Source organism: candidate division TA06 bacterium (genome assembly GCA_004376575.1).
Taxonomy (GTDB): Bacteria; Hydrothermota; DG-26; order E44-bin18; family E44-bin18; genus E44-bin18.
Genome location: SOJN01000041.1, coordinates 1 through 10,233 on the forward strand (window position 1 = coordinate 1; position 10,233 = coordinate 10,233).

Here is a 10,233-nt window from a genome sequence, read left to right on the forward strand (position 1 = left end):
TTCTCGGGGGGTTCTTCTTCGGAGAGTCCTTTCAGGACGGTATGAAACTCGCTGGTGTCCTTGAACTTCCTGTACACAGATGCGAATCTCACATACGAAACTTCATCTAAACCTTTCAGTTTCTCCATCACCTTCTGGCCTATGGTTAGTGAGGTGACCTCTGATGATGCGGTCTCTGAGATTTCGAGTTCGATCTGGTCGGCCAGAGACTCTATCTTTTCTGTGGAGATGGGCCTTTTTCTGCAAGCAGTGATCATGCCATCTATCAGCTTTTGTCGATTGAACGGTTCACGCCTGCCGTCCCTCTTGACAACGTTCAAGGGAGTCTTCTCAATGTACTCGTAGGTGGTGAACCGTTCACCACACCTAAGGCACTCTCGCCTCCGTCTTATTGCCTCACCGTCCTTGCTGGAACGGGAATCGACAACCTTATCTTCCTCGTGGCCGCAGTAAGGACACTTCATTTCTTCCTCTCATGTTGTAGATTGACATAATTTCCTACAACATATTGCGGTTTAGTTGAAAAGATATACTTATTCCCTCTCAGACCATCTCAGGTCTAATTGTGGATGACTATGATGTGTTCTTGTCCTGAAGGGTCTTTCTTGTAGATGGGTGTGCCTTCTGTTCCGAAGGTGATCAGTCCGTAGTCCGTTGCCAGAGTCTCCCCAGGGGGAATGAACCATCCCACCGAGATCCATCCTGGTGAGCCTTGTTGCCTGCCGTTAGCTCCTTTTGGATGGTCATCCCTGCTGTCGGTTATGTTACTGTACATCACCCATTTTATGTTCTTCTTGGCCAGGGCCTCGCCTGTGTAGGGGTTTTGCGGATATTGACCAGGAGTCTGGTTCTCTGCACTTCCTCCTTCAAGATATGGCCCTATGCTATCAGGAGAAGTAGGATATACCCCATTGTGGTAAACGGTGTACTTTTCTATTGCTGCCTTATATACATAAAGATTGTAGACAGCGTCTGACTGACGTATTTCCGCCTTGTTAGCCTGATACCGGGGGCGCTCAAGAATGTAAATCAATGCAGCAGCAGCAACGACGATTGCTATTTCAACAAGCGGGAACTTGCGCCTCACCTTGTGCTCCTTTCCTTTACACCAAAGACTATCTATTTGTCCGTTTCGTATTTCGAAACCTTCTCCAGTCTTCTCTCATGCCGTCCACCCTCAAAGGGGAGATCAATCCATGACTGAATCATTTCTGTAAGTTTTTCCCCGAAGTCCAGCTTGGCTGGGAGGACAAGGATGTTGGCGTTGTTGTGTGCTCTGGAAAGCTTGATGCATTCGTGATCGTAACACAGTGCAGCTCTTATTCCGTCAACCTTGTTTGCTGCAATGGTCATGCCTATGCCCGAGTAGCATATTAGAATCGCTCTATCGCAGTCGCCTCTGGAAACGGACTCTGCAACCTTGAAAGCGAAGTCGGGATAATCTGCTGGTGCTTCTGAGAACGTGCCGAAGTCCTGGAGGGTATGGCCGAGACCCTCAAGGATCTTCTTTATCCTTTCCTTGTATCTGTAACCCCTGTGGTCAGAAGCTAGAGCTATTTTCATATTCGTGCCGGCCTACTTAACATAGGTGAGCCAGCCCCACCTATCTCTCATCTTTCCAGTCATTATGCCTAGTAGAGAATCCTGGAGGGCCTTGGTGATAGGACCCCTCTTCCCTTTCCCTATAGTATTCTTGTCGATCGAACGGATGGGTGTGATCTCTGCGGCGCTACCTGTGAAGAAAACTTCATCTGCAATGTACAGAAATTCTCTTAGAAACATGTCTTGAATGACCTTAATCTTCAAATGCTCTGCTATTCTGATAACCGCATCTCTTGTGATTCCAGGCAAAATGGTGGCTCCCAGCGGCGGTGTGTATAGAGCGCCGTCCTTTACCACGAAAATGTTCTCGCCGCTTCCTTCGCTCACAAATCCGAAGATGTCCAGAACGATGCCCTCCGTAAAACCATACTTGAGAGCCTCCATTTTCACCAGTTGGGAGTTCAAATAGTTCCCTCCAGCCTTGGCCATCGCCGGGAACGTGTTCGGGGCCATTCGATTCCAGGAGGAGACCATTACATCGACTCCGTCAGTGAGAGCACCAGGGCCTAGATACTTTCCCCATTTCCATACTGCTACGGTGACATCAACGGGGCAGTTGAAGGGGTTTACGCCCAGTTCACGATACCCTCTGTACACCACGGGCCTTATGTAGCATTCCTTCATCTCATTCTTCTCTATCGTTTCCAGACAGACTCTAGTCACCTTTTGTTTGGTATAGGGTATCTCCATCCGGTATATTTTTGCCGAATTGAAAAGGCGGTCCATGTGCTCTTTCAGTCTGAACACTGCCGGTCCTTTGGGTGTCTCGTAGCAGCGGATACCCTCGAACACGCTTGACCCATAATGTATGACATGAGAGAGGATGTGGATTTTGGCGTCATCCCACCTGACAAACTTACCATTCATCCAGATGAATTTGGATTTCGCCAGGGCCATTGAAGCCTCCTTTCTGAATTATTTACCGTACTCGTAGAAGCCCTTACCCGTTTTCCTTCCTAGATTTCCTTCCTCGACCTTCTTAGACAGCAGGGGGCAGGGCGCATACTTCTTATCGCTGAAGCCTTCATACATCACATCAAGAATACTTTTGCAGACATCCAGACCTATCAGGTCGGCGAGAGCAAGCGGACCCATGGGGTGATTCATTCCCAGCTTCATCACAGCGTCCACGTCTTCTGCTTTTGCCACCCCTTCGTTCAGACACCAAACGGCTTCGTTTATCATGGGCATCAATATGCGGTTTGCCACGAAACCTGGTGAGTCATTGACAAGAACGGGAGTTTTGCCCAGTTTCTCTGCGATTTCGCGCGCAGCATTGATAGTCTCTTCACTTGTGGATTTCCCCTTCACCAGTTCGACCAGGACCATCATGGGCACAGGGTTCATGAAGTGCATCCCCATAACCTTTTCCGGACGCTTCGTTGCTTGTGCTATGTCACCGATAGAAATGGACGAGGTGTTTGAAGAGAGTATGCAGTCTTTCTTACATATGGCATCCAGTTTTTGAAAGATCTCTTTCTTGGTCTTCAGGTCTTCCACGACCGCTTCCACAACCAGGTCCGCATCCTTGAGAGCTTCCAGTGCTGTTGCATTTGTTATTCTTTTAAGAGCAGCATCCATATCGGCTTGTGAAATCTTCTCCTTCTTTACCTGGCGGCCCATGTTCTTTTTCATCTTTTCTGTTGCCCTATCAAGAATCTCCTGGCTCATGTCAATCAGAACCACGTCAAACCCTGAGAGGGCGCAGACATGGGCTATTCCATTTCCCATCGTTCCCGCGCCAACAACACCAATCTTGTTTATCTGCATGGACCCCTCCTTGCAAGCTCTGCTTACATGGCTTCGAAGCTCATGGCTACCGCTCCGCCGCCTCCCAGGCAGAGGGTGGCCAGTCCTGTCTTCTTCCCTCTATCTTTCATCGCGTAAAGCAGCGTAGTGACGACCCTTGCTCCACTTGCTCCTATTGGATGACCAAGAGCGATGCCTCCGCCGTTCACGTTTACCCTATCAAAGTCCCACCCAAGTTCCTTTCCATCGGCGAGACACTGGGCTGCGAAAGCTTCATTCGCTTCTATCAGATCGAAGTGGTCGATCTTTACGCCCAGTTTATCCATAATCTTGCCCACTGCCTTTACTGGTGCAAGAAAGACCCACTTTGGTTCCACAAAGGTACTCGTATATGCTGTTATTCTTGCCAGAGGTTTTATGCCGAGGTCTTTGGCCTTCTTGTCAGACATGATAACAACTGCTGATGCGCCGTCGTTGAGTCCCGGAGCATTTCCTGCGGTCACTGTTCCGTCTTTCTGAAACGCCGGTCTCAGCTTGGCCAGCTTCTCCAGGGTGGTGTCTTCTCTCGGACTCTCATCTGTATCGATCGTTATTGGTTCGCCTTTCCTCTGCGGGATTTGAACCGGGACTATTTCCTTCTTGAACTTGCCGGACTTGATTGCGGCTACAGCCTTCTTATGACTACCCAGGGCGTATTCGTCCTGCATCTCACGGGTAATCCCTTTTTCGTTTGCCACCAGCTCTGCCAGCTTGCCCATGTGGACATCTTCGAAGGCGCACCACAGACCATCGTGGATGAGGGAGTCAACAAGCTTCTGGTCCCCAAACTTGACGCCAACCCTTATTCCTTTGTGGAGGAAATACGGGCAGTAGCTCATTGATTCCATCCCGCCGGCCACTACTATTTCTGCGTCTCCAACCATTATTGCCTGTGCTCCCAGCATTATGCTTTTGAGTCCAGAACCGCACACCTTATTGACAGTGGTAGACGGAACTTCAGGTGGCAGATCGGCAATTATGGCTGCCTGCCTTGCCGGGGACTGCCCCAGGCCGGCCTGCACAACGTTACCCATGTAGCACTCATCTACCTGCTCGGATTTTATTCCAGCGCGCTTGACCGCTTCCCTGATGACAGCTGCACCCAGTTCCTGAGGCTTAACAGAAGAAAGACCTCCCAGAAACCTTCCCAGCGCAGTCCTGCATGCACTTACGACGACAACGTCACGTATCTCCATCTTAACTCCTTTCACCAGATTGGTTTCTCTTTTCTCAAAAAGGCCTTGATGCCTTTCTTCGGCTCATCCGTTGAGAAGATCTGACCGAACGCCTCTATCTCACGGTGCCCGGAGGTTGACACGAGCTCCGCATTTTCCATGTTGATAAGCCTCTTGACTGTTCTTAAGGCGATGGGCGGTTTGGATTTGAGTTTCTCTGCAAGCCTCAAGCTGAATGGGAGAACATTTTCAGGTTCCACGATCCAGTTGACGAGGCCAAACTCCATTGCTCGCTCTGCGGAAAGAGGCTCTCCCGTGAATACCATCTCTTTTGCCCTTCCTACACCGATGAGTCTTGTTAGTCTTCTGGTCCCGGCAAAACCGGGTATCACTCCCAATCCCAGTCCAGGTTGCCCAATGGTCGCCTGTGCAGAACAGACTCTGAGATCGCAAGCGAGTGCAAGCTCACACCCTCCTCCCAGACAGTGACCGTTTATCGCTGCAATGACTGGCTTTTGGATATTTTCCATGGACGAGAGCATCTTCTGCCCCAGCATCACGTACCTCTTGGCACTCTTAGAATCAAACTTTTCAAGCTCCCTCAGATCCGCACCAGCTACAAATGAATCGCCTTCTCCGGTCAGTATTACCACTTTGACTTTGTCATCCCGGTTCAACTCTTCCAGAGTCTGGTAAAGTTCCTCTATCGTACGTGAGTCCAGGGCGTTGCGAACTTCTGGACGGGAGATTCCTATGATAGCCACGCCATCCTCGAGGCTTACTCTGATGCTTTTGTTATCCACGTGGCTACATGCTCCAACTTCATCCAAGTCTGTCCAGCCTCTCTCTTATTTTCCTTAGAAGAACGGCTTCCCCTTTTGCCGCAGTAGAGCCTTCAGGGGATGCCAGATATGCATCTAGTTCTTTCTTTATCTCCTTAAGCTGTTCCTTCCTCTGTCTGATAGTTGCCAGGGCTCTGTTGAACGGCTCAATAAGTTCTTGGAACTGAGCCTGATCGGACGACCTGAAGCTTATCTCCTGAGGCGTGTTTCCCTCCGCTATCTCTTCAAGAACCCTGCTTATCCTTGCAAAAGGTCCCATCACCCTTACCGAGATTATGTAGGTGAGCCACAAGAATACGAAGTTGAGCACGAAGAAGAGGAGGAATAGGCTGCGCACTGCATTGTTGAAAACTTGTGCCGCAGACCGGGTGAAAGGATCTGAGATAAGGAGTAGTCCGCTCGCAATCGGGTTCCAGAAGATGAAGAAGAATACGCACACACCGAGAACCAGAAGAGAGAATATGGCTAAGGTGATCATATATCTGGCAACCTTGAGCCGCAAAGCTAGCCTGAACTGAATCTTTCTCCTCCTGTTATGCATCTGGCCTCCTATCCCGGGGTTCTAGGAACAAATGTCAAGGGCGAGATGGACTGAAATCATCTTCGCTCCTTGAAACTGACTATGGTGTCGTCATCAAGCACAATTCTTCCGTCTTTCTCTTTCAAACCGGCCACCTTGGGATTAGAGTCATGTCCGAAGAAGAGTTTCCACTGACCACCCACGGCCTCCTTGTACAGTTTCTTTCTCATTTCCAGGGTCTGAAGTGGGAAGGTGTCATATCCCATGATGTAGGGGAGAGGGAGATGGTAGGATGTGGGGATGAGGTCTCCCGGATGGACCATTCTGAGTCCTTCCGACTCAATATGGACAATTTGGTGCCCTCTTGTGTGGCCGCCTGTCAATTCTACTCTGACTCCATCACCTATCTGGGCGCTCCCGTCCAGTATCTCAAGTCGTCCAGCGTCCCTGAGGGGCATGAAGTTATCTTCGAGATAGCTTGCCTTCGTTCTCTCGTTGGGTTCCAAGGCATCTTCCCATTCAACTTTTTGAATGAAGTAGGTTGCAGCAGGGAATGTGGGTACCGGGCTGCCATCGTCGCCCATGCGAGTCGAACCTCCTGCGTGGTCGAAATGGAGGTGTGTGAGGATTACCTTGTCTATGTCCTGCGGCTTGAGCCCCTCTTCTGCCAGATCTTCAATGACATCTCTTTGCCTTTCCACGCCGTAGGTATCTTTGAACCTTTCGTCTACTTTGCTGCCGATGCCAGTATCAACAATCATTTTCTCTCGGCCATTATCAATAAGCAGTATGTTGAGCCCCAGAATGATTCTATTTCTACTGTCCGGAGTAAACCTCTTTTCCCATAGGGTCCTGGGTACGACGCCGAACATAGCACCGCCGTCGAGCCTGAACAGGCCGTCGCTCACTACCGCTATCTTTAGCTTTCCCAGCGTCATCTAAGAAGCTCACTGGCAATGACAAGTTGCTGGATTTGCGAGGTGCCTTCTCCGATTTCTGTCAGCTTCGCGTCTCTGAACATCCTTTCCACAGGATAGTCTCTCATGTATCCGTACCCGCCGTGGACCTGGATAGCATTCAGTCCAGTCCTTACCGCAATTCTTGAAGCAAACAGCTTTGCCATTGCTGCTTCTTTCACAAACTTGCTCTGAGAATCTTCAAGCTGGGCCGCATGATAGAGGAGCCATCGGGCAGCCTCCACTTCCGTGGCCATGTCTGCCACCATGACCTGAATGGCTTGAAGTTCACCAATCGGTTTTCCAAACTGAATTCTTTCCTGGGCATATCTGACGCTATTTTCAAGAGCGCCCTGCGCGATCCCCAATGCCATTGCCCCGATGCTTATTCTTCCCCCATTGAGAATGGTGAGAAATTGCTTAAATCCTTCCCCTTCTTTTCCCAGCAGGTTCTCCTCGGGGACCCGGCAGTCTTCGAAGATCAATTCAGACGTGTCGGTCCCGCGCACGCCCAGTTTCTTCTCTTCTTTTCCATAACTGAACCCGGGAGTGTCTTTTTCCACTATGATGGAGCTTATTCCCCTCTTTCCCTTTGATTTGTCTGTAACGGCGGTTATGACCACTACCGATGCGAGGCGTCCTGAAGTTATGAAGCACTTTGTCCCGTTTATCAGCCATTGATTGCCGTCGAGGACGGCTGTGGTTCGCGTGGCTCCAGCGTCGCTGCCGGCTCCAGGTTCTGTCAGGCCGAAGGCCCCGATGATCTCGCCTTTTGCAAGCGGGACAAGATATTTCTTCTTTTGCTCTTCATTACCAAAGAGGTGGAAGGGTGTGGCTCCAAGCGATATGTGCGCTGCAAGAAAAAGGCCTGTTGACCCACAGACACGGGAAACTTCTTCTATAGCTATGGCATAGCTGAGGTTATCGAGGCCCGCACCACCATACTCCTCGGGGAGGGGGACGCCCATTAGTCCGACCTCGCCAAGCTTTTTTAGCACCTCCAGGTTCGGTTTCTCAGAAGAATCTATCTCAGAGGCGTAGGGAGCTATGTCTTTATCTGCGAACCCTCTCACCCATTTCCTGAAGTCCTCATGTTCTTTGTCCAGCAATTTCTACTCCCTTCTCCCTAAAAGCTCTGCGAAGTATACACCATTTAAGTAACACCTGTCAAAATCATCTTTCTTGCACGTTCTTTTCTTCACCCACCAATGAGAGTTCCACAATCGCAACATTGGCGTCCACGGGATCGCCATCCTTGAAATGGATTCTGTCGATTCTTGCCCGCACAGTCGACCTTATCTGGTTTTCCATTTTCATCGATTCGACTATGAAAAGGTTCTGGTTGGGGTTGACAATCTGGCCCTCTTTCACCTGAATCTTGACTATCTGTCCGGGCATGGGGGTGGATATCACCTTCTTGTCGCCTACCGGTCCCGCCTCTTCCCGGAGCCTTTCCATGAAAGAAGGCTTCTGGGCTCTCTCTATATGGAATTTCTCACCTGCAATAAATACCTGGATGGTGTCTCCATCGAATGCGATGTAGGCCGTCACTATCCTGTTGCCAAGGAAGAGAGAGATGGTGTGGGAGTCGATCAAGGTGGCACTAACAGTCTCCCGTTTTCCATCCACTTCAGCCTCAAAAGGACCTTCTTTCACGTCCAGTTTTATTTTGTGGCTCTTTCCATCAATTGCGAAGTCGAACTCCATGCTATCTCCCGCCAAATAGTTCCCACTCACCAAGAGTGAGCCACGGCGAAGGCGCTTCCCTTCTTCTGACTGAGTGGCTGGCAGCTGGTTTCTTGTCTCTGGAAGCCGCAATGGCGGCAGCTATGAGAGCCACTTTTACAGAATCTGAATTTCCCGAGCTTGAGCACCATCCGGACATGTTTTTTTCTATGAAATCGGTGTGGGTGTCACCTGCAATGAAGTTCTTGTGGGAGAGAAGAGCTCTTGAGAATTCTATAGTAGTCTTGATTCCGAGGAGAACATACTCAGAGAGAGCATTTATCATCCTTATCCGCGCTGTCTCTCTATCTTCTCCCCAGGTGATCACCTTGGAGAGAATAGGGTCGTAATGTACGGGAACCTCCCAGCCTGAATATATGCCGCAGTCATGGCGTACGCCGGGCCCGAAAGGTTCCTTCAGGAATGCTATTCTGCCGGGAGATGGCAGAAAGCTCCTCTCAGGATCTTCAGCATACACTCTGCATTCAATCGCATGCCCTCTCTGGGAAATGTCCGGCTGTGTGAATGGGAGCTTCTCCCCCGAGGCAATCAGTATCTGCTGCTTGACGATGTCTATTCCGGTTACGAGCTCTGTCACCGGATGCTCGACCTGCACCCTTGCATTCACCTCCAAAAAGTAGAAAGAGTCCTTCCTATCTTCATCAACGAGAAATTCCACAGTCCCCGCATTTGTGTAGTTGGAAGCCCTTATGGCCTTTATGGCCGTGGCGCCCATCTTTTCCCTCAGCTCTGGATCAAGGGCTACAGAAGGGCTCTCTTCTACTATCTTCTGATGCCTTCTCTGGATTGAACACTCTCTCTCGAAAAGGTGAACTGCGTTTCCATGCTGGTCCGCAAGGATTTGAAATTCGATGTGTCTCGGTCTTGTAAGATACTTTTCTATGTACACGGATGGGTTGCCGAATGCTGTCTGCGCTTCACGCATGCCCGCTTCAATTGCGTCCTTCAGCTCTGCGCGGTTTCTGGCAACGCGCATCCCCTTGCCTCCCCCTCCCGCAGAGGCCTTGATCAGAACTGGAAACCCGAGTTTTTCAGATTCTTCGATAATCTTTTCGGGGTCTCCTTCCTCTCTCATTCCAGGTATAATGGGGATTTGTGCTTGGACCATGGTCTGTCTTGATTTGAGCTTGTCACCGACCAAGGCAAGAGCCTTTGGGGATGGTCCGATGAAAACAAGCCCCGCATCCTCGCACCTTTTTGCAAAAAGAGGGTTCTCTGCAAGGAAACCATATCCAGGGTGGATTGCGTCAGCGCCAACTTCCATGGCAACCTTTATCACCCTATCCATATCCAGGTAGCTTTTGAGCGGAGCTGACAGGCCAATGTGAACTGCCTCGTCCGCCATGTAGACATGCGAAGAGTTTCTGTCGCAATCTGAGTAGACGGCGACTGCAGGTATGCCCAGTTCCCTGCAAGCTCTTATTATCCTTACTGCTATTTCACCGCGATTGCTTATCAGAATCTTGCCTAGCACGCCTTCAACACCCCCGTCTCGAAAATCGAAAATCGAATCACCGCACACCCACTGGCTATCGAAATTGCGAAATTCCGCTCAACCCGTCCCCACCCCTTCGAAATTACGAAATTACCTCGCACCCATCCCC

At 50.1% G+C, this 10,233-nt stretch carries 12 protein-coding genes; all 12 read right to left on the reverse strand.

Going from position 1 to position 10,233, the window contains the following annotated elements; genetic code table 11:
* Positions 1-464, reverse strand: a 464-nt coding sequence (nrdR, locus tag E3J62_03045) for a transcriptional repressor NrdR (protein ID TET46843.1), incomplete at its 3' end; no start/stop codon positions are given.
* Positions 465-559: 95 nt separating this feature from the next.
* A complete protein-coding gene (locus E3J62_03050; protein TET46844.1) occupies positions 560-1,087 on the reverse strand; it encodes a hypothetical protein in 528 nt (175 codons plus the stop codon).
* A gap of 32 nt (positions 1,088-1,119) precedes the next feature.
* Positions 1,120-1,563 carry a ribose 5-phosphate isomerase B gene (gene rpiB, locus E3J62_03055; protein ID TET46845.1) on the reverse strand — a complete coding sequence of 148 codons (444 nt, stop codon included), beginning with the start codon at positions 1,561-1,563 and terminating at the stop codon, positions 1,120-1,122.
* Between the two features lie 12 nt (positions 1,564-1,575).
* Positions 1,576-2,499 carry a branched-chain amino acid transaminase gene (locus E3J62_03060; GenBank protein ID TET46846.1) on the reverse strand — a complete coding sequence of 308 codons (924 nt, stop codon included), beginning with the start codon at positions 2,497-2,499 and terminating at the stop codon, positions 1,576-1,578.
* A gap of 18 nt (positions 2,500-2,517) precedes the next feature.
* Positions 2,518-3,372 (reverse strand): 3-hydroxybutyryl-CoA dehydrogenase, encoded by an 855-nt coding sequence (locus tag E3J62_03065; protein ID TET46847.1) that lies wholly within the window; start codon positions 3,370-3,372, stop codon positions 2,518-2,520.
* A gap of 23 nt (positions 3,373-3,395) precedes the next feature.
* A complete protein-coding gene (locus tag E3J62_03070; GenBank protein ID TET46848.1) occupies positions 3,396-4,586 on the reverse strand; it encodes an acetyl-CoA C-acetyltransferase in 1,191 nt (396 codons plus the stop codon).
* An 11-nt stretch (positions 4,587-4,597) separates the two neighbouring features.
* Entirely contained in the window at positions 4,598-5,395 is a 798-nt protein-coding gene (locus E3J62_03075; GenBank protein ID TET46849.1) for an enoyl-CoA hydratase/isomerase family protein, read from the reverse strand.
* Positions 5,388-5,948, reverse strand: coding sequence for a methyl-accepting chemotaxis protein (locus E3J62_03080; protein ID TET46850.1), 561 nt, complete (start codon positions 5,946-5,948; stop codon positions 5,388-5,390). Before E3J62_03080 ends, E3J62_03075 begins: the two co-directional genes overlap by 8 nt.
* Positions 5,949-6,004: 56 nt before the next feature.
* Complete coding sequence (locus E3J62_03085; GenBank protein TET46851.1) at positions 6,005-6,865, reverse strand: MBL fold metallo-hydrolase; 861 nt, start codon at positions 6,863-6,865, stop codon at positions 6,005-6,007.
* On the reverse strand, positions 6,862-7,992 hold the full coding sequence (locus E3J62_03090) for an acyl-CoA dehydrogenase (protein TET46852.1): 1,131 nt from the start codon (positions 7,990-7,992) through the stop codon (positions 6,862-6,864). The genes E3J62_03085 and E3J62_03090 overlap by 4 nt, the downstream gene beginning before the upstream one ends.
* Before the next feature lie 64 nt (positions 7,993-8,056).
* Positions 8,057-8,590, reverse strand: coding sequence for a biotin/lipoyl-binding protein (locus E3J62_03095; protein ID TET46853.1), 534 nt, complete (start codon positions 8,588-8,590; stop codon positions 8,057-8,059).
* 1 nt (position 8,591) lies between these two features.
* The gene (locus tag E3J62_03100; GenBank protein TET46854.1) at positions 8,592-10,103 is read right to left on the reverse strand and encodes an acetyl-CoA carboxylase biotin carboxylase subunit; all 1,512 of its coding nucleotides are present in this window, start codon (positions 10,101-10,103) and stop codon (positions 8,592-8,594) included.
* Between the last annotated feature and the right edge of the window lie 130 nt (positions 10,104-10,233).